Below are 22,637 nucleotides of genomic sequence, written 5' to 3' on the forward strand. Positions count from 1 at the left end.
GGAAGGGCGCCCGGCACCGAGCCGGGCGCCCTTTCCGCGTTCAGCCGCAGACCCTGCGGGCGACGTCCAGCATGGTCCGCACGTGCAGTCCGGTCTGTGCGGCCACCGGTGTCCAGCGCAGCTCGTACGCCTTGTCGAGTTCCCGGCACCACTCGCGCACCAGGTCCGCGAGCACGCAGGCGGTGCCTGGGGCGGTGCGGGCGAGGGCCCGGCGCATCATGGCCGCCGCGCGCAGCGGGATGCGCCGGCCGGCGACACCGAGGGTCGCCAAGTGCCCCCGGGAGCCGCCGCGCTCCTCGGCGGCCCAGGTGGCGGCGAGCGACGGCGCCACGTCGAGCAGCTCCCGGGCCGCGGCGCACAGCGGCAGCAGTTCCTCGGACACACTCTGCGCCGGCTGCTCGCCCAGCAGCTCGGTGATCTCCCGGGTACGGCCCAGCAGCAGCTCGCCCACCTGGGCGACCTCCCGCTCGGGGTCGGGTGCGGGCCGGGGATCGCTCACCGCCGGGACGGACCAGGCGGGCGCCTCGACCAGGACGGTCAGGGTGCCGTACCGCCGCGGGTACAACCAGGTGCTCCCGGCGACGAAGCCGCTCGGGTCGCGTTCGCTTCCGCTGCTCCCGTCCGGGAGCCACAGCACCCCGGGCGGGTCCGGGCGCCAGTCGGGGCCGTCGCACGGGTGGTCGTCGAGCGGGATGCGCAGGAGTGCGGCCGTCTCCCGGAAGGCGCGCCCGGCACCGGTCACCCGCCTGGTCAGCATCGTGAAGGCGCCGCCGAACTCGATGCCGTGCAGCGTGAACTGGGCCACCGGCCGCAGTGTGTCCAGCAGCCGGACGAGCGCCGCCGACTCGGGCAGCGGCCGCCGTCCGGTGCCGGGGGCGGGCAGCGACTCGGGCTGGCAGGCGAACGCGGGCCGGTAGAAGTGCCAGTGGCACTCCTCCAGCGAGGGGGCGGGCTCCTCCGGTTGCCAGCCGTGCGCGAGCCGCGCCCCGTCCGGGTCGAGACACAGCAGGAAGTGCCAGGTGCAGCCGAGCGAGGCGAGGTGCTCCGGCCGCCGGGCGAGGAGCCTGGCGAGCCGGAGCGCGGAGGCCCCGCCCACCTGCTCGTTGGCGTGCGCACCGGCGACGGTGAGGAGCTGCCGCTCCCCGTGCCCGGCGGACAGCAGCCACAGCGGACGACCGCCCCGGCTCTCTCCGACGGCACGCAGCCGCAGCACCCCGGGCGCCGCGGCGACCAGCGCACGGGCACGGCGCTCCAGTTCGTCGGCGCCCGGATAGCCCATGTCGACTCCACTTCCGCTGCTGGCGGTTGAGCGCTTCCATGGGAGCGTCGGCGGTGGGTACCGTCAAGAGCGCCCTGCGAGGTCAGGTCACCCCGGCAACATCCCGCCGGTGACGTCGGCGCAGGGCGGCGAGCCCCGCGCACGCTCCCCGCGCGTGCCAGTGCCATGTCCGGATCCCGCCGGTCCTGGGCCCGGCCGCGCGCCACGCTGGCTCCATGACCACCTACCTGGCACGACCGCTGACGCCTCCCGTCCTCAAGGAGCTGCGCACCCGCGACGACGCGGGCCGGCCCCTGCTCCCCTTCACCGACGACGAGGGCGGCGCACCGCTGCGCTGCTGCCTGCGCCGCAGCGCGCCCGGCGAGCGGATCGCCCTGGTCTCGTACGCGCCCCTGCGCCGCTGGGCGGCCGAGACGGGCGTCGATCCGGGTGCCTACGACGAGCAGGGCCCCGTGTTCATCCACGCCGACGAGTGCGCCGGACCGGACGGTGACGCCCTCCCCTTCACCCACAGCCACCGCACGGTCCGCCGCTACTCCGCCGACGGCCGCATCCTCGGCGGCCACCTGGTGGCGGACCCGCAAGCCTTCGTGCCGGCGTTCGCGGAGGCCTTCGCCGATCCCGAGGTGGCTCTGGTGCACGTACGGGCGGTGGAGTACGGGTGCTTCCTGTACGAGGTGCGGCGCCCTTAGGCCTTTCGCGAAAGTCCCGCCTGCCCCGCAGCGCCCGGCACACCCTGTCGTCGAACCGGGCCGCGGGCTCAGCCCGCCGCATGCGCCGCCGCGCGCAGCGCCCGGAGCACCTTGTCCACGGCCGCTCCCGCCGTACCGGCGAGCGGGAGCACGCCGAGCCCCGCGAGACCGGTGGCCGTGAGCACGGCGCCGACGACCGCGAAGGACAGCCCGGTGACGCTGTGGAAGAACACCGGCGTGAACGGGATGTACATGCCGGTGCCGACGCCGTTGACCGCGGCGGCGACGGGCAGGGCCCACTCCCCGGGATGCGCTCGTTCCTGGCCCGCTTCCTCTTCATCGTGCCGACACTCACCTCAAGTAGGTTGACAGAAAGTAACTTATCTATGAGCAACTTTCCATCAAGCCACTTTCTTGCGGCCGACCCTTCGGGAAGCGATACTTCGGTACATGAGTGCAGGCCGGCAGCAGGGCAAGGACCCTGTCGACGCGATCATCGAACAGTGGGCGGCCGTCCGGCCCGACCTCGACACGAAGGCGATGGAGGTCTTCGGCCGGATCTGCCGCCTCGCCCGCACCATGGGCGACCGCATGGAGAAGGCCTACGCCCCCTACGGCATCTCGCGCGGCGAGTTCGACGTACTGGCGAACCTGCGCCGTGCCGGCGAGCCGTACACCCTCTCCCCGCGCCGGCTCGCGGAGACGCTGATGCTCACCACGGGCGGCATGACCGGCCGCCTCGACAAGCTGGAACGGGCCGGCCTGCTGCGCCGGTCCCCGGACCCGCACGACCGCCGCGGCCTCCGAGTGACGCTGACCGAGAAGGGGCTGGACGTCGTCGACCAGGCGGTCGGCGCGGGCCTCGCCGTCCAGACGGCGGCCCTGTCGTCCCTCGGCGACGAACAGGCCGACCAACTGGCCGGCCTGCTGCGGGAGTTGCTGGCAGGGACGCGGGCGGAGGGCAACTAGGGCCTGGAGGCTGCTGGATGCTCGGGCTCGCGCTCACCCGCTATGTGCTGCGGCTGCCGGCCGCCGTGGCGCTCACCCGCGAGGAGCTGGTGGCGTGGCTGGGGCCGACCGTGCAGCGGTATCCGACCGCGCCGAGCCCCTGAGCCCCGCCCGGGAAAACGCCGAGGGCGCCGTCCTCGTCCGTATCCGGACGGGAGGACGGCGCCCTCGGCAGGAGATCAGGGGGCTGCTCAGGCCTTGGCCTTCGCCTCGCCCTTGACGTTGATGTTGGACGAGGTGACGTCCTTCTTCTTGTGGGACTTGTCCAGCACCATGACCAGGCCGGCGATGACCGCGAACAGAACCAGCGGGAGCAGGACGTAGAGGCCCAGCGTCTGCGCGACGCTCAGGCCCTTGCCGGGGTCGTCGCCGTCGTCGCGCGCCAGCGCGAGCGCGGGGGACGACATGAGCAGCATCATCAGCGTCGTACCGGCGGCCAGGGCGCCGGCGCGCAGGGCGTTCTTCTTGTCCACGCTCTCAAGTTAGCGAACGGCAGGAAAGGCCGCGCGCCCGGGGTGCCCTACAAGGGCTCACCCCCCTCTCCCTCGCGGAGGACCTGCAGCAGCGCCCGCAGCCGCGGCGAGGCCGTCAGCTCCTCCAGACAGGCCGGCCGGCCGGCCGCGTCGGCGACGGGCAGCCGCCAGTTGGGGTACTGGTCCCAGGTGCCGGGGAGGTTCTGCGGACGGCGGTCGCCGACGCCGTCCGGGAGCCAGACGCCGATCAGGCGGGCCGGGGTGCGCAGCAGGAAGCGGTGGACGCCCTGGATCTCCGCCTCCTCGTCGGAACCCGGGGGGCCGGCCGCCGGGCTGTCGAGCAGGCCGAGGCTGCCCAGCAGGGCCAGCCACTCCGCCGTGTCCGCGGTCGCCTCCGCGCGTTCGTCGGCGGCTGGGCGCGTCAGCAGGCCGAGACGGTCGCGCAGGTCGACGTGGTCGCCGGTGAGCCGGGCGGCGGTGGGCGGCAGATCGTGGGTGGTGGCGGTGGCCAGGCAGTCGGCGCGCCAGCGCTCGGGCGGCAGCGGGCGGCCGTCTCCCTCCCAGTCGCGCTCGAACCACAGCACGGAGGTGCCGAGCACCCCGCGCCGCTGCAGCGTCTCGCGCACACCCGGCTCCACGGTGCCCAGGTCCTCGCCGATCACCACCGCCCCGGCCCGGGAGGCCTCCAGGGCGAGCAGGGCGAGCATGGCCTCGGCGTCGTAGCGGACGTACGTGCCCTCGGTGGGCGGGCTGCCCTGCGGCACCCACCACAGCCGGAACAGGCCCATCACATGGTCGATGCGCAGGGCTCCCGCGGAGCGGAACAGGGCGCGCAGGAGGTGGCGGTAGGGCGCGTGGCCGGAGGCGGCGAGGCGGTCGGGGCGCCAGGGCGGCAGACCCCAGTCCTGGCCGCGGCCGTTGAAGGCGTCGGGCGGCGCGCCGACGGACATGCCCGCGGCGAAGTGGTCCTGCTGCGCCCAGGCGTCCGCACCCGCGGGGTGCACGCCGACGGCGAGGTCGTGCACGATCCCGACGGGCATGCCGGCCTCCCGGGCGGCGCGCTGGGCGGCGCGGAGCTGGCCGTCGGTGAGCCAGGCGAGGCGGGAGTGGAAGGCGACGCGGTCGGCCAGCTCGGTGCGGGCGCGGGCGGTCTCGGCGGAGCGGGGGTCGCGCAGCCCTTCGGGCCACCGGTGCCAGTCCGAGCCGTGTGTCTCGGCGAGGGCGCACCAGGTGGCGTGGTCCTCGAGCGCCTGCCCCTCCTCGGCGCGGAAGGCGTCGTACGCGGCCTGCCGTCCCGGCCCGAGCGGGACCTCGAGGACCAGCTCCAGGGCCTCCCGCTTCAGCTCCCACACCGCGTCCCGGTCGATGAGGGCGCCCTTGTCGAGGACGTCGGCGCGCAGCCGCTCGGCACGCTCCAGCAGCGCGCGGACCTGGCCGCGGTCCTCGGGATCCGCGATGTACGCGAACTCGGGGACGTCCTCGATCCGCAGGTGCACGGGGTCGGGGAAGCGGCGCGAGGAGGGCCGGTACGGGGACGGGTCGGTCGGGGCTCCGGGTACGGCCGCGTGCAGCGGGTTGACCTGCACGAACCCGGCACCGGCGGTACGTCCGGCCCAGCCGGCCAGCTCGGCGAGGTCACCGAGGTCGCCCATGCCCCAGGAGCGCCGGGAGAGCAGCGAGTACAGCTGGACGAGGAGGCCGTAGGAGCGGGTGGCGGGGGCGGGCAGCCGGTCCGGCGCGACGATGAGATGAGCGTGTCCGGTACGACCGTCCGGGGCGGTGGCGCTCACCCGGTGGACGCCGAGCGGCAGGCCCTCGGCGCTGTCCCGCGCCTCGCCCTGCTCGGTCTCGATGCTCAGGCGCGTACCGGGAGGCAGCGCGGCGAGGGCGGCGGGGCCCTGTGCGTCGCCGGCCCAGTGCACGACCGTCGGCGGCAGCAGCCGTTCGCGCAGCTCGTGCTCCCGCTCGGCGAGCGCGGCGCGGACGGCGTCCGGGGTGCCCGCGTCGACGCCGAGGGCGGCCAGGGCGGCGACCACGGCGGAGGCGGGGACCGCGACCGTGCGGTCCGGGGCGGGGCGGTAGGAGGTGGCGACCCCGTGCAGCCCGGCGAGTCGGGCCAGCTCCTCGTCCTCGTGCGCCACGGCCATCTACAGCCCCGCGCCGAAGAAGTCCGGAACCGGGTCGGACTCGCTGGTCAGCGGGGCGGCGTCGGCGAGCGGCGGCTCGCTGGTCAGGGGCTCGGCGTCGGGCAGCGGCGGCTCACTGGTCAGCGGCGCCTCCGCACACGCGCCCTCCGCGCTGAAGACGCACAGCCGCGCCTCGTGGGTCTCGGCGGACGACTCCGCCACGGGTTTCCACTGGGCCGGGATCGAAAGACGAGCCGGTACGGCCACGGGGGCCTCCTTGTCACTGGGTCTGTCGCTGGGTCGGTCGCTGGGTCTGTCGCTGGGCGAATGCTGCGGCCTGCGGTGGCTACGGCAGGCCTACCCAGTGACGGCGACGGCACTCTCCACACCGGTGGGGCACAGGTGCGCGCTCGCCGTGATCCGGTGCCTCGCCGTGATCCGTTCCCGGCCGGACGGTCGATAGAGGGGGTGTGAGACTGTTCCGCCCCATGGGGGGCCAGCGGGAGAAGGACGGCGCGGGTGGGGACGCGGCACTGCTGCGGGCCGTCGCGGCGGGGGATGCGGCGGCGATGGCCGAGCTGTACGACCGGCACGCGGGGTGGCTGCACGCGCGGCTGACACGGCGCTGCGCCGATCCGGAGGTCGTACGGGAGGTGCTGCAGGACACCTTCGTCACGGTGTGGCGGTCGGCGGCCGGGCACCGCGGGCAGGAGGCCGGCGGCTGGCTGTGGACCATTGCGGCGCGCCGGCTGGTCGACGCCCGGCGGGCGCAGGAGCGGGTCGCGCGCGTGGCGGGAGCGCCGCTGGAGTGGGCGGACGGCTCGTACGAGCCCGCCGCCGCCCCCTCCGCGGAGGACCGCGTGCTGGCCGGGCTGGAGTACGGCGACGTCGGCACCGCCCTGGACCGGATCTCCCCCGAGCTGCGCGAGGTGCTGCGCGCGACCGTCGTCGACGGGCTGAGCACCCGTGAGGCGGCCCGGCTGCTCGGCATACCCGAGGGCACGGTCAAGTCCCGCGCCCGGCGTGCCCGCGCCGAACTGCGGGCGGCCCTCGACCGGTTGAACCCGTCCCCGCTGGGAGGCACGGCATGACCCACGGCAACGCGCGCATCTGGCACGCCTCCGACGACCTCGTCGCCCGTTACGCCGAAGGCTCCCTGCCGGAGCCGGACGCGTGGTCCCTGGAGAAGCACCTGGAGGGCTGCGCGGGGTGTGCCGCCCAGGTGTCGCAGGCGGTGCGGAGTACGACGGCGGGTGCGGTGCTGGCGCAGGTGCGGGGCGCGGTGCTGGAGGCCGCGCCGACCGTGCGGCAGCCGCTCGCGCGGACACCTCCGGCCACCCCGGCACTCCCCCGTCTCGCCCGTCTCCTGTGGGCCGCCGGGCCCGCGGTGCGCGGGGCGTGGCTGCCCGCCGTGCTGCTCGTGGCCGTGGGGGCGACGGCCCTCGGGTACGGCGGCGGGTTCCCCGGTGCGCGGGCGCTGCTGCTGGCGATCGCTCCCGTCGTGCCCGTCGCCGGGGTCGCCCTGTCCTACGGGCCGCACGCCGACCCGCTGCACGAGGTCGTCGCGGCCACCCCGGCAGGCGGGCTGCGCCTCGCGCTGACCCGTACGGCGGCCGTGCTCGCGGTGAGCCTGCCGCTGCTGACCCTCACCGGTCTGCTGCTGCCCGCCTCGGGCGCCCCGACCGCCGCGGCCTGGCTGCTGCCGGGTCTGGCGCTGACCCTGGCCACGCTGGTCCTGGCCTCCTTCGCCGGCTGCCGGACGGCGGCCGGGGTCACGGCGGGGGGCTGGCTGTGCGCCGTACTCGCGCCGGTACCGGCCGCGCCGGGCGGCGAGGCCACCGCGCGGCTGGCCGAGCAGCTCTCCCGCTGTCTCGACGGTGCCGGGGCGCAGGGCGCGTGGGCGGCGGCGGCCGCCCTGAGCGCCGTCCTGCTGGCGGCTCGCCGCCCGGCGTACGACCGTCCGATCCGCCGCTGAGGGCGACGGCCGCGGTGCGGCACGGCCCGGGACCGCTGCGCGCGAGAGCGCGTACTCGAGCGCCGGCCGGCCTCCCCAGGGCCGTCCGGACACCGGGGCGGCGGCCGCCCCCCTTCCGACCACCTGATCCACCGGTGGCGCCGGGACGCCCCGGCACCCCGGCGCACGACCATGCGAACCACCCGAGACCGCGAACCGACCGGCCGACCGCGCCGCTCGCGTTCCCGGCAACCGTCTGTGGAGACACCTTGACTTCGATACGCGTGTCCGGCCTGCAGGTCCGGCACCGCAGAACCCTCGCGCTCGACTCGGTCGACCTCGACCTCGGCACCGGTGTGCACGGCCTGCTCGGGCCCAACGGGGCCGGGAAGACCTCCCTGATCCGGGTGCTGGCCACGGTGGCCCAGCCGTCCGGCGGAAGGGTGGAGATCCTCGGCGAGGACAGCGCCGACCACCGCGGGCGGGCCGGGATCCGGCGCCGGCTCGGCTATCTGCCGCAGGAATTCGGCTACTACCCGGGCTTCACGGTGCGGGAGTTCGTGGCCTACGTGGCCTGGCTGAAGGAGATGCCCGCCGACCGTGTCCCGGCCGCCGTGCAGCGGGCCGTGGCCCGGGTGGGGCTCGCGGACCGCATCGACGCGAAGATCAGGACCCTGTCCGGCGGCATGGTCCGCCGCGTCGGCATCGCCCAGGCCGTCGTCAACGACCCGAGCGTGCTGCTGCTGGACGAGCCGACCGCCGGTCTCGACCCGGAGCAGCGGGTGGAGTTCCGGGAGCTGCTGCGCGAGCTGGGCGCCTCGGCCACGGTGGTGGTCTCCACCCACCTGGTGGAGGACGTGGCCGCCGCCTGCACGGAGGTCACCCTGCTGGAGGGGGGCCGGGTCGCCTACCGGGGCACTCCCGAGTCGCTCGCCGCTCTCGGCGCGGCCTCCGGCGGCCCGGGCGACCATCCGATCGAGCGCGGCTACACGGCCGCGCTGCGGGCCCACCGCACGCCGGGCGCGCGGGAGGCGGTCCGATGACCCCGGCCGCCGAACGGAAGGCACCCGTGCGCCCGCCGCATCCTCTGCGCGCCGAGCACCTGCGCGGCTTCGCCCCCTTCGCAGGAGTCGCCGTCCTGCTGACGCTCGGCGTCATGCTGGCCGGCTCCTCGTCCCGCTGGCAGGGGGGCTGGGCGGAGACCGCCACCGAGGTGCACACCGTCCTGCTGATCACCGTTCCCCTCGCCGCGGCCGCGGGCTGCTGGCAGGGCGGCCGGGAGCGGCGGCGCGGCACCGAGGAGCTGTGGGGGACGGCCGTCCGCCCGCCCCTCGCCCGGTTCCTGGCGTCGGCCGTGCCCGTCGCGCTCTGGGTGACCGCCGGCTATCTGGTCGGCGTGGCTCTTGCCATGCTCGCCACCTGGCCCTACTCCCAGGGCGACCGGCCGCACCTCGCTCTGCTGCCGGAGGACACGGTGTCCCTGGCGGCGGCCGTGCTGGCCGGGCACGTGGTGGGCCGCGTCGTGCCCACACGGCCGGCGGCTCCCCTGCTGGCGATGGCCGGGTACGTGGGTCTCGGGGTCGCGATGGCCGGCTACTCGGGCCCGGGTCTGCACCTCAACCCGGCCTTCCGCGTGCTGGACGACCGGCAGCCGGTGTGGTGGCAGCCGCTCGCGATGGCGGTGTGGACCGGCGGCCTGGCTCTCGCCGCCGTGCTGGCGTACGCCGCCCGGCGCCGTGTCGCGGCCCTGCTGCCGCTGGCCGCCGCCGTGGCCGCGGGCACGCTGCTCGTGCAGACCGGGGACGGCCTGTGGCACCCCGACCCGCTGGCTCGACGCCAGGTCTGCGATACCTCCCCCACCCCGGCGATCTGCGTCGACGCCCGGTACGCGGGCCTGCTTCCGCACCTCGAGGACACCTTGTCGGGCATCACGGGCAAGCTGAAGGGGGTACGGAACCTGCCGGTGCGCTGGGAGGACCGAACCCATGAGTCGCACGATGCCGAGGCCCAGCTGCCCACGCTGAGGCCGTTCGGCTGGTCGGTCGTGCGGGGGCGGCTGACCGATCCGGAGCAGTACGCGTGGGAGGCCGCTGTGGCGCTGGAACGGCGCCCGGAATGCCTGCATCCGACGCAGCGGATGATCAGGGCCGACGACGCCGTGGAGAACTACCTGGCGCCCAGCCCCGTCACGGACGCTGCCGACAGGTCGGACGCGCGGGGCACCGCGAAACAGCGCGCCGAGCTGAGGGCCCGCCGCGCGGCCCGGGCCCGGCTGCGCGCCATGGGCGACGAGGAGCGCCGGGAGTGGCTGTCGGCGTACTTCGCGACGGCGGGCACCTGCGACGTCGAGGGGGTGCCGGCCCTGTGACCGGAGTCCTCCTCTACGCCCGCTCACGGGCGCTTCCGCTCGCTCTCGCCGGCCTCGCCGGCACCGCCGCCTTCGCGATGTGGGCGGCCGACCGTCTGAACACCTACGTCGACCCCTACCACCGGGTGCCGATCATCGCCCTGGCCCCGCTGCTGGCCTCCGCCGTGATCGGAGTGAGCCTGTACTCGGCGATGGACGAGCTGGAGCGGACCGCCGTACGCCCCTGGTGGCCGCGTCGGCTGGTCCAGCTGGGGGCGCTGACCGGGCTCACCGCGGCGCTGCTGTCGCTGACGGTGCTCGGGCATCCGGAGGTCTTCGGCCCCCCGGCGGCGATCCGCAACACGCTCGGTTGCGCGGGCATGACGGCGGCGGCAGCGGCCCTGCTCGGCGCCCGGCTGAGCTGGCTGCCCGCCTTCGGGTACGTCACCGCCGTGTACCTCGCCTCCTCGGGGGCGCGTGGGCGCGCGGCCACGGTGTGGGCGTGGCCGATGCAGCCGGGCGCGCAACCGGGCGCCTGGGCGGCGGCACTGGCCGCGTTCGCGGTGGGCACGGCCCTGTACGCCGTGCGCGGGGCGCGCCCCGAAGGGCCCCGTGGCTGAACGGTGCCGTTCGGCCACGGGGTGTGCTGAAAGCCCGGCTCGTCAGGCCGAGATGCCGTCGATCCGGGCCATGGCGTCGTCCGCGCCGTACGGCTGCAAGTACGGCAGCCAGCGCGGGTCCCTGTGCCCCGTACCGATGATGCGCCAGGCCAGACCGGTGGGCGGGGCGGGTTTGTGACGCAGCCGCCAGCCGATCTCGACGAGGTGACGGTCGGCCTTCACGTGGTTGCAGCGGCGGCAGGACGCCACCACGTTGTCCCAGACGTGCTTGCCCCCGCGGCTGCGCGGGATGACGTGGTCGACGCTGGTTGCGACGCCACCGCAGTACATGCACCGGCCCCCGTCGCGGGCGAAGAGCGCCCTGCGGGTAAGAGGAACGGGCCCCCGGTAGGGAACCCGCACGAATCGCTTGAGCCGGACCACGCTGGGTGCGGGGACTGTGACGGTTGCGCTGTGCATATAGGCGCCGGATTCCTCGAGGGAGACCGCCTTGTTCTCCAGGACGAGGACGAGCGCGCGGCGGAGCGGTACGACGCCGAGCGGCTCGTACGACGCGTTGAGGACCAGGACGTGCGGCACGGGTGCCTCCTTGGGCGTCGGCGGCGCGTGGCTCGCGCCGGGACGATCTGCAGTCAGTCTCCCCTCATGCCTGGTGGAAGCGCCACCATGTCCCGGTAACGGGCTGGGAGTGTTTTCGACCACACCTGGTGCATCCCCCGGATCATGGCCTGTTCAAGCCCAGGTGAGACCGGTCTCCCTTGGGCGGATCGGCGCGGCGCACACACAATGCCCCGTTAGTGTGTTGGGTCTGTCCGTCCGGTGACCTTTTCGTGACCTTGAAGACCTTGACCGCCCCGCCGGAACGGACTGCGCAGCACCATGGAGGTACCTGCCGTGTCCTTGCCCGTCGTCCAGCTGGCCGCCGGTGCGTCGCCGTCTCCGTCCCCCTCGGGGTCGACGGCACCGGCCGTTCCCTCGATCCAAGACGCTCAGGAGAGCGCGACGAACGCGGCGAGCTGGGTGGAGCAGAACTGGTCGACCTGGCTCGCGATGGGCCTGCAGGTCCTGCTCGTCCTGGTGGTGGCCATCACGCTCAGAGCGGTGGTGCGGCGGGCGATCACCAAGCTGATCGACCGGATGACCCGGACGGCCCAGGCGGCGGACGGCAGCGCGCTGAGCGGGCTGCTGGTCAACGTCGAGCGCCGTCGGCAGCGGGCGGCGGCGATCGGCTCGGTGCTGCGCTCGGTGGCCAGCTTCCTGATCCTCGGCACGGCCGCGCTGATGGTGCTGTCCACCTTCAGGATCAACCTGGCCCCCCTGCTGGCCTCGGCCGGTGTGGCCGGTGTGGCGATCGGTTTCGGCGCCCGGAACCTGGTGACGGACTTCCTCTCCGGCGTGTTCATGATCCTGGAGGACCAGTACGGCGTCGGCGACACGATCGACGCCGGCGTGGCCTCCGGTGAGGTGATCGAGGTCGGGCTGCGTGTGACCAAGCTGCGCGGTGACAGCGGGGAGATCTGGTACGTCCGCAACGGTGAGGTCAAGCGGATCGGCAACCTCTCCCAGGGCTGGGCGACCGCCGGGGTGGACGTGACCGTGAAGGCGAGCGAGGACCTGGACAAGGTCAAGGCCACGCTGGACGAGGTCGCCGAGAAGATGAGCAAGGAAGAGCCCTGGAACGAGCTGCTGTGGAGCCCGGTCGAGGTGCTCGGTCTGGACAGCGTGCTGATCGACTCCATGGTGGTCCGGCTCTCGGCCAGGACCATGCCCGGCAAGTCGGTGACCGTGGAGCGCGAGCTGCGCTGGCGGGTCAAGCGGGCGTTCGACGCGGCGAGCATCCGCATCGTGGGCGGGGCCACGGCCGTGGAGGACCAGGAGAGCCCGGACCCGTCGGCGGCGGTGGCGGCCCCCTCGGTGTACTCCAACGCCGCCTCACCGCAGGCGGAGGCGGCGGCGCCGATCACTTCGCAGCGGTCGGTCCCGAAGTAGTCCCGCCCGCCGGGCGGTAGGCCTCGCGCACCCGGGGCTCCCTGCCGGGTAGCTCTCGGCCGCCCCCGCACGTCTCCGGCGCCCCCGAGGTAACGACTCTGTTGCCTCGGGGGCGTTGTCTATTGACGCCCTCTTCGTCCTGGGCTTACCTTCCTCCCACCCCAATAGGAAAGTTTCCTAACAGTGATCTTCCGTGCGGCCGGTGATCAAGGCTGGACGCCGCCGCCGGGTCACTGAAAAGCTGGGCAGTTGGAAAGGCAGGTGTCGAGACGCATGGCAGGAACCGCCGGTACGCCGGGCACCCCGCGCGTCCTGCGCGCCATGAACGACCGCGCCGCCCTGGACCTCCTGCTGGAGCACGGGCCACTGTCCCGCACCCGGATCGGCAAGCTCACCGGCCTGTCCAAGCCGACCGCCTCCCAACTGCTGGCCCGCCTGGAGGCGGCGGGGCTGGTCCGGGCCACCGGCACCAGCGAGGGCCGGCCGGGCCCCAACGCCCAGCTGTACGCGGTCAACCCCGGTGCCGCGTACGCCGCCGGGCTGGACGTCACCCCGCACCGGATCCGCGCCGCCGTCGCCGACATCACCGGCCGCACGGTCGGCGAGTTCGAACTGCCCACACCCGGCCGCCGCCCGGCCCGCCCGGTCGTCCGGCAGGTCACCGACGCCCTCGACGGTGCCGTGAAGGCCGCCGGGCTGACCCGGGACGACGTCCACCGGATGGTCATCGGCACCCCCGGCGCCTTCGACCCGGGCACCGGAAGGCTGCGCTACGCCTCCCACCTGCCCGGCTGGCACTCCCCCGCACTGCTCGACGAACTCGCCGCCGCGCTGCCGATGCCGGTCGAGTACGAGAACGACGTCAACCTCGTCGCCATCGCCGAACAGCGGCTCGGCGCGGCCCGCGGCCACGCGGACTTCGTGCTGCTGTGGAACCAGGAGGGCATGGGCGCCGCCCTGGTCCTCGGCGGCCGGCTGCACCGCGGCTGGACCGGCGGCGCCGGCGAGGTCGGCTTCCTTCCGGTGCCGGGCACCCCCCTGGTACGCCAGGTGACCAAGGCCAACAGCGGTGGCTACCAGGAGCTGGCCGGCTCCCAGGCCGTACCGAAGCTGGCCCGCGAACTCGGCATCGACAACGTGCCGCCGGGGCCCTACACCGAGGCCGCCGCGCAGCTCCTGGCCCGCGCCGCCGATCACGCCACCGGCCCCCACCGGGAGCTGCTGGGCACCTACGCGACCCGGCTGGCCACCGGCCTCGCCTCGCTCGTCTCCGTCCTCGACCCCGAACTCGTCGTCCTCAGCGGCTCCGCCCTGACGGCCGGCGGCGAGGTGCTGCGCGCCCTCGTCCAGGCCGAACTGGAGGAGCTGGCCGCGGCCCGCCCCCGCCTGGTCGTCGGCGACGTCCGTGAACACCCCGTCCTGCGCGGCGCGTTGGAGTCCGCGCTCGTCACCACCCGCGACGAGGTCTTCGACACCTCGCGCTGAGCCCCCGCAGTCCCCCTGCACGCCCACCCCGTCCCCGGGAGACCTCGCCATGCCCGAAGTCATACCCTCAGTCGTCCGAAAGACGGCTTTTGCCCTGACCGCGTCGCTGGCCCTGTTCACCACCGCCTGTACCGGCCAGTCCAACGCCGGCGCCACCGACGACGCCTCCAAGGACACGACGATCAACTTCTGGCACGCCTGGAGCGCGCCGAACGAGGTGAAGGGGGTCAAGTCGCTGGTCGCCGGCTTCGAGAAGGCGCACCCCAACATCCACGTGAACATCGTCGGCAACATGACCGACGACAAGATCAACCAGGCGCTGCGCTCCGGCGGCGACAAGGCCCCTGACGTGATCTCCTCCTTCACCACCAACAACGTGGGCAAGTTCTGCTCGTCGGGCGCGCTGGTGGACCTGAACCCCTTCTTCAAGAAGGCGGGCATCGACCCGGAGACGACCTTCCCGAAGCCGATGAACGAGTACACCCAGTTCGACGGCAACCGCTGCACGGTGCCGCTGCTGGGCGACGCGTACGGCCTCTACTACAACAAGACGGCGTTCAGGAAGGCGGGCATCACCGCCCCGCCGAAGACCTGGTCCGCATTCGCCTCCGACGCCAAGAAACTGACGATCCCGCGGGGCGACGGCTACCAACAGCTGGGCTTCATGCCGGACTACCACGGCTGGGAGTCGACCACCGAGCACTACTTCGCGCAGTTCTCGCCGACCTACTTCGACAGGAACGGCAAGTCCGACCTGGCCAGGGACCCGGCCTTCGCCAAGGGCTTCACGCTCCAGAAGAAGCTCGTGGACGAGCTCGGCGGATTCCGGAAGCTGGAGAAGTTCCGGGCCACGCTCGGCGACGAGTGGGGTCCCAAGCACCCCTTCCACACCGGTCAGGTGGCCATGCAGCTCGACGGCGAGTGGCGGCTCGGGATGGCCGAGGAGGCCAAGCCGAAGTTCGAGATCGGTGTCGCCCCGCTGCCCGTGCCCGACGACCAGGCGGCCCAGTACGGCAAGGGCTACATCACCGGCACCATCGCGGGCATCGCCGCCACCAGCCACAAGCAGAACGCGGCCTGGGAGCTGGTGAAGTACATGACCACGAACACGGACGCGGTGGTCGGCTTCGCCAACGACATCCACAACGTGCCCTCCACGCTGGAGGCGCTGAAGTCTCCGAAGCTGAAGTACGACCCGCGGTTCAAGACCTTCCTGGACATCGCGGCGAACCCGAACTCCACCACGAGTCCCGCCTCCATCAACGGCGGTGTGTACCTGGTGACGATCCAGCAGTTCGGCTACGACTACGAGAGCGGCAAGGTCACCGATCTGAAGGCCGGCCTGAAGAAGACGGCCGCGCAGATCGACACGGACATCGCGCAGGCGAAGTAGCGATGAGCCCCATCACGCCGGCGTCGAAGCGCCGCCGGGCGGCACTGCGCACGGCCGCCTTCATGTCGCCCTGGCTGATCGGCTTCGCGGTCTTCTTCGCGTACCCGCTGATCTCGACCGTCTACTTCTCGTTCATGCACTACGACGGCTTCCGGCCGCCGACGTGGAGCGGCGCGAAGAACTGGACGTACGTCTTCGAGCACTACCCGCTGTTCTGGCCCGCCCTGCGCAACACGCTGTGGCTGGTGCTCGTCATGGTGACCCTCCGGGTCCTCTTCGGACTCGGGGTGGGACTGCTCATCACGAAGATCAAGACCGGTGCCGGTGTCTTCCGCACCCTCTTCTACCTGCCGTACCTCGCTCCGCCGGTGGCGGCCACCATGGCCTTCGCCTTCCTGCTCAACCCCGGTACCGGCCCGGTCAACTCGATCCTGGAGAAGGTGGGCGTCCCGGCGCCGGGCTGGTTCAACGACCCCACCTGGTCCAAGCCCGCCCTCACCCTGCTCGCGCTGTGGGGCGTCGGCGACCTGATGGTCATCTTCATGGCCGCGCTGCTCGACGTACCGATGGAGCAGTACGAGGCGGCCGAGCTGGACGGGGCGTCGGCCTGGCAGCGCTTCCGCTACGTCACCCTGCCGAACATCTCCCCGATCGTGATGTTCGCCGTCGTCACCGGCGTGATCCAGACGATGCAGTACTACACGCAGCCGCTGATCGCGGGGAAAGTCGCCTCGGGCGTGATCCAGGGCGCGGGCACCCAGTTCGAGCCGGGCTACCCGGACAAGTCCACGCTCACCCTCCCGCAGCTCGTCTACAACCTCGGCTTCCAGCGCTTCGACTACGGCTCGGCCTGTGTGGTGGCTCTGGTGCTGTTCGCCCTGTCCATGGTGTTCACCGCGCTGTTGATGCGGCGCCGGGGCGGCCTCATCCAGGCAGGTGACTGATCATGACCCAAATACTGGACAAACCGGTGGGGCTCGCCCCGCAGATGTCGGGGGCCGAGCGGACCGCCCGTCGCAGGGCGCTCCTGGAGTGGATTGCGGTCCACTCGCTCGGCGTCGCGGCCGCGCTGTTCTTCACCCTCCCCTTCGTGTTCGTGTTCCTGACGTCGCTCATGAGCGACTCGCAGGCACTCAGCCGGGACCTGATCCCGCACAGCTGGGAGTGGGGCAACTACCGGAAGGTCTTCGACACGCCCGGCTTCCTGACCTGGTGGAAGAACACGCTGATCTACGCCGGCCTGGGCACCGTACTGACCGTGGTGTCGTCGATCCCGGTGGCGTACGCGCTCGCCAAGTTCCGTTTCCGGGGCCGCAATCTGTCACTCATGCTGGTGATCTCGATGATGATGCTGCCGCCGCAGGTGGTCATCATCCCGATGTACCTGTTCTGGGCGAAGCAGCTGGACCTGTCGGGCACGCTGTGGCCGCTGATCATCCCGATGGCGTTCGGGGACGCGTTCTCCATCTTCCTGCTGCGCCAGTTCCTGATGACGATCCCGAACGAGTACGTCGACGCCGCGAAGGTGGACGGCTGCGGTGACCTGCGCACGCTGCTGCGGGTGGTCCTGCCGATGGCGAAGCCGGGCATCGCCGCCGTGGCCCTGTTCCAGTTCTTCTACGCCTGGAACGACTACTTCGGCCCCCAGATCTACGCCTCGGAGAACCCCGGCGCCTGGACCCTCTCCTACGGCCTGGAGTCCTTCAAGGGCGCGCACCACACCGACTGGAACCTGACCATGGCCGCGACCGTGCTGGTCATGGCCCCCGTGATCCTCGTGTTCTTCTTTGCCCAGAAGGCGTTCGTGGAAGGCGTCACTCTCACCGGAGTGAAGGGTTGAACCATTCATGAAACTCACCGTGGTCGGCGGAGGCTCGACCTACACCCCCGAACTCATCGACGGCTTCGCGCGCCTCAGGGACACCCTGCCCGTCGAAGAACTGGTCCTCGTGGACCCGGCCGCCGAGCGGCTGGAACTCGTGGGCGGTCTGGCCCGCCGCATCTTCGCCAGGCAGGCGCACCCCGGCCGGATCGTCACCACCTCCGATCTGGACGCGGGGGTCGACGGCGCCGACGCCGTGCTGCTCCAGCTCCGCGTCGGCGGCCAGGCGGCCCGCGAGCAGGACGAGACCTGGCCGCTGGAGTGCGGCTGCATCGGCCAGGAGACGACCGGCGCGGGCGGCCTCGCCAAGGCACTGCGCACGGTCCCCGTCGTCCTCGACATCGCCGAACGGGTCCGCCGTACCAACCCGCGCGCGTGGATCATCGACTTCACCAACCCGGTCGGCATCGTCACCCGCGCCCTCCTCCAGGCGGGCCACCGGGCGGTCGGCCTGTGCAACGTGGCGATCGGCTTCCAGCGCAAGTTCGCGGCGATGCTGGGCACCGACCCTCAGGACGTCCATCTGGACCACGTGGGCCTGAACCACCTCACCTGGGAGACCGGTGTGCGGCTCGGCGGCCCCGAGGGCGCGAACGTGCTGCCGAAACTGCTGGCCGAACAGGGCGACACCATCGCCGACGACCTGCACCTGCCCCGTCCCCTGCTGGACCGTCTGGGCGTGGTCCCCTCCTACTACCTGCGCTACTACTACGCGCACGACGAGGTGGTACGAGAGCTGCGCACGAAGCCCTCCCGCGCGGTCGAAGTCGCCGCCATGGAACGCGAGTTGCTGACGATGTACGGCGACCCGTCCCTGGACGGGAAGCCGGCGCTGCTCGCCAAGCGCGGCGGAGCCTACTACTCGGAGGCGGCGGTGGACCTGGCGGCGGCCCTGCTGGGCGGCGCCGGAAGCCCGTACCAGGTGGTGAACACGCTCAACAAGGGCACGCTGCCCTTCCTGCCGCACGACGCCGTGATCGAGGTCCAGGCGGCGGTGGGCCCGACGGGCCCCGTGCCGCTGCCGGTCCCGGACCTGGACCCGCTGTACGCGGGCCTGGTGGCGAATGTGACGGCGTACGAGGAGCTGGCCCTGGAGGCGGCCCTGCGGGGCGGCCGGGACCGGGTCTTCCGCGCCCTCCTCTCCCATCCCCTCATCGGCCAGTACGAGTACGCCGACGCCCTCACCGACCGACTGATCGCGCACAACCGGGAGCACCTCGCGTGGGCCTGACCGCACCTGACACCGCGAGCGTCCTCGCCATCGACGCGGGCAACAGCAAGACCGACGTGGCCGTGGTCACCGCCGCCGGGGAGGTGCTGGCCACGGCCCGCGGCGGCGGCTTCCGCCCGCCGGCGGTGGGCGTGGGTCCGGCGATGGACGCCTTGGCCGACCCGGTCACGCGGGCGCTCGCGGACGCGGGCCTGCCCGCCGCCTCGCACGTCTCCGCCTGCCTCGCCAACGCCGATCTGCCGGTGGAGGAGGAGCGGTTGGCGACCGCGTTGCACGCGCGCGCGTGGGGCACCTCGGTGGAGGTCCGCAACGACACCTTCGCGATCCTGCGGGCGGGTGTGGCCGAACCCCGGGGCGTGGCCGTGGTGTGCGGCGCCGGCATCAACTGCGTCGGCATGCGGCCCGACGGCCGCACCGCCCGCTTCCCGGCCATCGGCCGCATCTCCGGCGACTGGGGCGGCGGCTGGGGCCTGGCCGAGGAGGCCCTGTGGTACGCCGCCCGCGCGGAGGACGGCCGGGGCGAGCCGACGGCACTGGCCCACACCCTGCCCGCGCACTTCGGGCTGCCGTCCATGTACGCGCTGATCGAGGCCCTTCACCTGGAACACGTCGAACACGGCCGCCGGCACGAGTTGACGCCCGTGCTCTTCGAGACGGCGGCCGAAGGGGACGCGGTCGCCCGCTGCGTCGTGGACCGCCTCGCCGAGGAGGTGACGACGATGGCCACGGTGGCCCTGACCCGCCTGGACCTCCTCGACGAGGAGACCCCGGTCCTCCTGGGCGGCAGCGTCCTGACCGCGGGCCACGCCCAACTGGACGACGGCATCCGCGACCTGCTGGCCTCCCGCGCCCCCAAGGCCGACGTCCGCGTGGTGACGGCCGGCCCGGTCCTCGGGGCGGCACTGCTGGGCCTGGACCGGCTCGGGGCGGGGGTGAGCGCGCAGGACCGGGCACGGGCCCACTGGGAGTCCGGGCAGGCCCGAGACCATGAACGGTGAACGGTGAACGGTGAACGGTGAACGGCGATGGCCCACGCCTAGTCGCCGTTGCCGTTGCCGTCCACGTAGAGACGGAAGGGGTGGCCGGCCGGGTCGAGCAGCACCCTGACGTGGTCCTGCGGCTGTTGGCCGGCCTCCCGGGCGCCGAGTTCCCGCGCGTGCGCCACCGCGGCCGGCAGGTCCTCCACCTCGAAGTCGAGGTGCATGGTGATCCGCTGAGCACCTTCCTCGGCGGGCCAGACCGGAGGGACGTATCCGTCCGAGAGCTGGAAGGCGAGGTGGGCCACGCCTTCCGGTGGCGCGACGGCCGCCCCGTCGGCCTCCTCCTTGACGATCTCCCACCCCAGGAGCCGTGAGTGGAAGCGTGCGAGAGCCCCCGGATCGGGCGCCTCCAGCACCACGCCCCACCAGCCGTGCCGCGCCGTGCGGGGTGTGCCGGGCTCGTGACCCGGTCGTCCGTGCATGTCGGCGAAGGCTACAAGGGAACCACTCGGATGCACCCGGCGTATTCATGGACGGGGGGTGGCGCGGCGCGCACCCCGCGCCGTCAGGCCGTAAGTTGCGCTGCGATCCGATCAAGATCGAGTGAAGGCTGGTGCGGATGCCGGCCCGGGCGGTGATACTTGGCGGCGAACGGATGACCATGGGGGAGGTCAAGTGACACACCCGCCGAAGAGCAGCGCGGCGCCACCACAGGCGGCCCCCGCCCTGCCCGTCATTCCCCCTCAGCCCGGCCCGGCCGCGCGCGTGGGTCCGCCCCCGGCGCCCCGTCGTACCGCCTTCGCCGAGGGTGTCGAGCTGGTGCGGGCCGCCGCGACCACCGAGCCGGGCCGGTTGCGGATCATCGGAGCCGTCCTCGCGCTGCTCGTCGTCGCGTTCGGGGCGGTGACCGCCTGGCAGACCTCCGAGCGGGCGGCCGCCGCCGACGACGTGCTCCATCGCAGCCAGCCACTCAGTTCCGGCGCGGCCGGCATCTACCGTTCGCTGGCCGACGCCAACACGGCCGCCTCCAGCGGGTTCCTGGCCGGCGGACAGGAGAGCGCGGATACGCGCGACCGGTACGAGAAGGACATCCGCACGGCGGCCGCGGGCCTCGTCACGGCCGCCGCCAACGCGGAGCCGGGCTCGGCCTCCGAGGCGACCATCACCAGGCTGAACCGGCTGCTGCCCGAGTACAAGGGGCTCATCGAGCGCGCCCGGACCTACAACCGGCAGGGGTATCCGGTCGGTGGCGCGTATCTGCGGTACGCCAACGAGAAGATGCAGAAGGAGATGCTCCCGGCGGCGGAGGATCTCTACACCAAGGAGAACCAGCGGCTCGACGCCGACTACGGGGACGCCACGCCGTACCCGTGGGCGGCGATCGTGCTCGGCGTGCTCGCCCTGGCCGCGCTCGGCTGGGCCCAGCACCGTACGTACCGGCGCACCAACCGCGTCCTCAACCACGGTCTCGTCGCCGGCACCGCCGCGACCACGGTGGTGCTGCTGTGGCTGGTCGTCGGGCACATCGTCGCGCGGTCGGAGCTGAACGGCTCCTACGACCACGGCATCCGCTCGCTGAAGGTGCTGCACGACGCGCGGATCGCCTCGCTGAAGGCGCGCGGCAACGAGAACCTCAGCCTGGTGGCGCGCGGCGCCGAGACCATCACGGTCGGCGAGCAGACGTACGACGCCTACTACTACGACTTCGACAAGGACATGGGCGTGCTCGGCCGGGGCCTCACCGAGGCGGCCGGGCTCGCCGACGACCAGGCGGGCGGCAAGCCGGTCGAGGCGGCCGAGAGCAACATGGCGGTGTGGAAGCAGCGTCACGCCTCGGCCCGCACCGAGGACGAGAACGGCAACTACCAGCAGGCGCTGGACATGGTGATCGGTGGCAAGGGCGCGACCGGTGAGTGCTTCGACAGCGTCGACAGCCATCTCGCCCGGGCCATCGACCACGAGCAGACCGAGTTCCAGCGGACCGCCGGAAACGGGCTGGACGCCATGACCGGACTGCCCGTCGGAGCCGCGGTTCTCACCGTGTTCGGCGCCGCCGGCGCCGTCGCCGGCATCGGGCGCAGGCTTTCGGAGTACCGGTGAAAGGGGGCAGGACGATGTACGCAAGCCGGGTACGGACCTCCCTGCGAGGCTGGGGCGGGGTCGGCGCGATGGCGGTCCTGTGCGCCCTGGCCCTGGCGTTCGTCCTGTTGCTGCCCCGCACACAGACCCCGGACGGAGAAGGCCGGGCCGGTCAGAAAGCGGCCACCGGCAGCCAGGCCCGCGCCGACGGCTGCGTGGACTCCGAGGCGCAGAACCGGACGCTGTCGCCGTCCGGCGCCGACGGCCCGACCATCGGGGCCATCAAGTCCCGTACCGGCGCGAGGCGCAAACTGGTCGTCGGCGTCGACCAGAACAGCTACCACTGGGGCTACCGCAACCCGAACACCAAGGGCGCGGAGCTGGAGGGCTTCGACATCGACCTCGTCCACAAGATCGCCGAGGACATCCTCGGCGACCCGGACGCCGTCCAGTTCAAGGCCATACCGACCAGCCAGCGGATCCGCGCCGTCAAGGACGGCCGCGTCGACATGGTGGTCCGCACCATGACCATCACCTGCCGGCGGCTCGACGATGTCGCCTTCTCCGCGCCCTACTTCAAGACCGGGCAGCAGGTGCTGGCGCCCACGTCCTCGTCCATCAGGGGATACAACGACACGCTCGCGCACAAGAGGATCTGCACCGCCTCCGGTTCCACCGCCTACAGCAAGCTGAAGGCGGACCGCGACAAGGGCACCCTGCCGGCCTCCACCGACATCTCCACCACCGTCCCCAACCAGCTCGACTGCCTGGTGCGGCTGCAACTCGGCGAGGTCGACGCGGTGGTCACCGACGGCGCGCTCGCCGCGAGCCAGGCCGCCCAGGACCCGACGGTCCAGCTGAAGGGCGAGGCGTTCACGACGGAGTACTACGGCGTGGCGATGAAGAAGGACGCCACCGATCTGGTACGCCGGGTCAATCGCATCCTGGTCGACTACCGCGCGCACGGCTGGCAGGCGTCGTACGACACATGGCTGTCGGCCACACTGGGAAAGGACTCGGGGCCGTCCAAGCCGCCCGCACCGCAGTACCTGCGCACGAGCTGACCCCGTCCGACCGAACCCCGACCCAGGCCAACCAC

General features: G+C 72.9%; 23 protein-coding genes and 1 pseudogene. 17 read left to right on the plus strand and 7 right to left on the minus strand.

From position 1 onward, the window contains the following. Positions 1–40: 40 nt before the first annotated feature. Positions 41–1,279 (minus strand): M14 family zinc carboxypeptidase, encoded by a 1,239-nt coding sequence (locus tag ACFZDC_RS31580; protein ID WP_391329204.1) that lies wholly within the window; start codon positions 1,277–1,279, stop codon positions 41–43. Between the two features lie 215 nt (positions 1,280–1,494). Between ACFZDC_RS31580 and ACFZDC_RS31585 the strand changes: the two genes are divergently transcribed. Next, the gene (locus tag ACFZDC_RS31585) at positions 1,495–1,971 is read left to right on the plus strand and encodes a DUF1203 domain-containing protein (protein ID WP_391329205.1); all 477 of its coding nucleotides are present in this window, start codon (positions 1,495–1,497) and stop codon (positions 1,969–1,971) included. Positions 1,972–2,039: 68 nt separating this feature from the next. Here ACFZDC_RS31585 and ACFZDC_RS31590 read toward each other — a convergent pair whose 3' ends face one another. Beyond that, positions 2,040–2,225 carry a hypothetical protein gene (locus tag ACFZDC_RS31590; protein WP_391329206.1) on the minus strand — a complete coding sequence of 62 codons (186 nt, stop codon included), beginning with the start codon at positions 2,223–2,225 and terminating at the stop codon, positions 2,040–2,042. A gap of 196 nt (positions 2,226–2,421) precedes the next feature. Here ACFZDC_RS31590 and ACFZDC_RS31595 point away from each other — a divergent pair, with 196 nt between their 5' ends. Beyond that, positions 2,422–2,940 carry a MarR family transcriptional regulator gene (locus tag ACFZDC_RS31595; protein ID WP_391329207.1) on the plus strand — a complete coding sequence of 173 codons (519 nt, stop codon included), beginning with the start codon at positions 2,422–2,424 and terminating at the stop codon, positions 2,938–2,940. A 17-nt stretch (positions 2,941–2,957) separates the two neighbouring features. Further along, positions 2,958–3,083, plus strand: a pseudogene (locus ACFZDC_RS31600) (TetR/AcrR family transcriptional regulator); the annotation flags it as partial. An 87-nt stretch (positions 3,084–3,170) separates the two neighbouring features. On the opposite strand, the gene ACFZDC_RS31605 reads toward ACFZDC_RS31600, so the two are convergent. The 3 genes from ACFZDC_RS31605 to ACFZDC_RS31615 are packed head-to-tail and all read right to left on the minus strand — an operon-like array spanning position 3,171 to position 5,845. Continuing rightward, entirely contained in the window at positions 3,171–3,452 is a 282-nt protein-coding gene (locus ACFZDC_RS31605; protein ID WP_391329208.1) for a hypothetical protein, read from the minus strand. Between the two features lie 47 nt (positions 3,453–3,499). Next, on the minus strand, positions 3,500–5,599 hold the full coding sequence (gene malQ / locus ACFZDC_RS31610) for a 4-alpha-glucanotransferase (RefSeq protein WP_391329209.1): 2,100 nt from the start codon (positions 5,597–5,599) through the stop codon (positions 3,500–3,502). Further along, positions 5,600–5,845, minus strand: a complete 246-nt coding sequence (locus tag ACFZDC_RS31615) for a hypothetical protein (protein WP_391329210.1) — start codon at positions 5,843–5,845, stop codon at positions 5,600–5,602. A 221-nt stretch (positions 5,846–6,066) separates the two neighbouring features. On the opposite strand from ACFZDC_RS31615, the gene ACFZDC_RS31620 reads away from it, so the two are divergent. The 5 genes from ACFZDC_RS31620 to ACFZDC_RS31640 all read left to right on the plus strand — a co-directional run bounded on the left by ACFZDC_RS31620 (position 6,067) and on the right by ACFZDC_RS31640 (position 10,499). Beyond that, positions 6,067–6,669: a sigma-70 family RNA polymerase sigma factor gene (locus ACFZDC_RS31620; protein WP_391329211.1), complete on the plus strand. Its 603-nt coding sequence runs from the start codon at positions 6,067–6,069 to the stop codon at positions 6,667–6,669. Continuing rightward, positions 6,666–7,553 carry a zf-HC2 domain-containing protein gene (locus tag ACFZDC_RS31625; protein WP_391329212.1) on the plus strand — a complete coding sequence of 296 codons (888 nt, stop codon included), beginning with the start codon at positions 6,666–6,668 and terminating at the stop codon, positions 7,551–7,553. Before ACFZDC_RS31620 ends, ACFZDC_RS31625 begins: the two co-directional genes overlap by 4 nt. Before the next feature lie 248 nt (positions 7,554–7,801). Continuing rightward, entirely contained in the window at positions 7,802–8,575 is a 774-nt protein-coding gene (locus ACFZDC_RS31630; protein WP_391329213.1) for an ATP-binding cassette domain-containing protein, read from the plus strand. Next, positions 8,572–9,900, plus strand: coding sequence for a hypothetical protein (locus ACFZDC_RS31635; RefSeq protein ID WP_391329214.1), 1,329 nt, complete (start codon positions 8,572–8,574; stop codon positions 9,898–9,900). Before ACFZDC_RS31630 ends, ACFZDC_RS31635 begins: the two co-directional genes overlap by 4 nt. Then, positions 9,897–10,499 carry a hypothetical protein gene (locus ACFZDC_RS31640; RefSeq protein ID WP_391329215.1) on the plus strand — a complete coding sequence of 201 codons (603 nt, stop codon included), beginning with the start codon at positions 9,897–9,899 and terminating at the stop codon, positions 10,497–10,499. The genes ACFZDC_RS31635 and ACFZDC_RS31640 overlap by 4 nt, the downstream gene beginning before the upstream one ends. A 42-nt stretch (positions 10,500–10,541) precedes the next feature. On the opposite strand, the gene ACFZDC_RS31645 is transcribed toward ACFZDC_RS31640, so the two are convergent. Beyond that, positions 10,542–11,078: an HNH endonuclease gene (locus ACFZDC_RS31645; protein ID WP_391329216.1), complete on the minus strand. Its 537-nt coding sequence runs from the start codon at positions 11,076–11,078 to the stop codon at positions 10,542–10,544. Positions 11,079–11,378: 300 nt separating this feature from the next. Here ACFZDC_RS31645 and ACFZDC_RS31650 point away from each other — a divergent pair, with 300 nt between their 5' ends. The 7 genes from ACFZDC_RS31650 to ACFZDC_RS31680 all read left to right on the plus strand — a co-directional run bounded on the left by ACFZDC_RS31650 (position 11,379) and on the right by ACFZDC_RS31680 (position 19,477). Continuing rightward, positions 11,379–12,488 carry a mechanosensitive ion channel domain-containing protein gene (locus tag ACFZDC_RS31650; RefSeq protein WP_391329217.1) on the plus strand — a complete coding sequence of 370 codons (1,110 nt, stop codon included), beginning with the start codon at positions 11,379–11,381 and terminating at the stop codon, positions 12,486–12,488. A 273-nt stretch (positions 12,489–12,761) separates the two neighbouring features. After that, complete coding sequence (locus tag ACFZDC_RS31655) at positions 12,762–13,973, plus strand: ROK family protein (protein WP_391329218.1); 1,212 nt, start codon at positions 12,762–12,764, stop codon at positions 13,971–13,973. A gap of 49 nt (positions 13,974–14,022) precedes the next feature. Further along, positions 14,023–15,366: an extracellular solute-binding protein gene (locus tag ACFZDC_RS31660; protein ID WP_391329219.1), complete on the plus strand. Its 1,344-nt coding sequence runs from the start codon at positions 14,023–14,025 to the stop codon at positions 15,364–15,366. A gap of 2 nt (positions 15,367–15,368) precedes the next feature. Beyond that, positions 15,369–16,310: an ABC transporter permease subunit gene (locus tag ACFZDC_RS31665; RefSeq protein ID WP_391329220.1), complete on the plus strand. Its 942-nt coding sequence runs from the start codon at positions 15,369–15,371 to the stop codon at positions 16,308–16,310. Between the two features lie 2 nt (positions 16,311–16,312). After that, positions 16,313–17,206, plus strand: coding sequence for an ABC transporter permease subunit (locus ACFZDC_RS31670; RefSeq protein WP_391329221.1), 894 nt, complete (start codon positions 16,313–16,315; stop codon positions 17,204–17,206). 7 nt (positions 17,207–17,213) lie between these two features. Then, the gene (locus ACFZDC_RS31675) at positions 17,214–18,479 is read left to right on the plus strand and encodes a 6-phospho-beta-glucosidase (RefSeq protein WP_391329222.1); all 1,266 of its coding nucleotides are present in this window, start codon (positions 17,214–17,216) and stop codon (positions 18,477–18,479) included. Further along, positions 18,470–19,477 carry a BadF/BadG/BcrA/BcrD ATPase family protein gene (locus ACFZDC_RS31680; RefSeq protein WP_391329223.1) on the plus strand — a complete coding sequence of 336 codons (1,008 nt, stop codon included), beginning with the start codon at positions 18,470–18,472 and terminating at the stop codon, positions 19,475–19,477. The genes ACFZDC_RS31675 and ACFZDC_RS31680 overlap by 10 nt, the downstream gene beginning before the upstream one ends. A 38-nt stretch (positions 19,478–19,515) precedes the next feature. On the opposite strand, the gene ACFZDC_RS31685 is transcribed toward ACFZDC_RS31680, so the two are convergent. Further along, positions 19,516–19,941, minus strand: a complete 426-nt coding sequence (locus tag ACFZDC_RS31685) for a VOC family protein (protein ID WP_391329224.1) — start codon at positions 19,939–19,941, stop codon at positions 19,516–19,518. A gap of 193 nt (positions 19,942–20,134) precedes the next feature. On the opposite strand from ACFZDC_RS31685, the gene ACFZDC_RS31690 reads away from it, so the two are divergent. After that, entirely contained in the window at positions 20,135–21,559 is a 1,425-nt protein-coding gene (locus ACFZDC_RS31690) for a hypothetical protein (RefSeq protein ID WP_391329225.1), read from the plus strand. 14 nt (positions 21,560–21,573) lie between these two features. Then, positions 21,574–22,602 (plus strand): transporter substrate-binding domain-containing protein, encoded by a 1,029-nt coding sequence (locus ACFZDC_RS31695; protein WP_391329226.1) that lies wholly within the window; start codon positions 21,574–21,576, stop codon positions 22,600–22,602. Positions 22,603–22,637 lie beyond the last annotated feature (35 nt).

Origin of the sequence: Streptomyces sp. NPDC007905, assembly GCF_042959345.1 — a bacterium.
Taxonomy (GTDB): Bacteria; Actinomycetota; Actinomycetes; order Streptomycetales; family Streptomycetaceae; genus Streptomyces.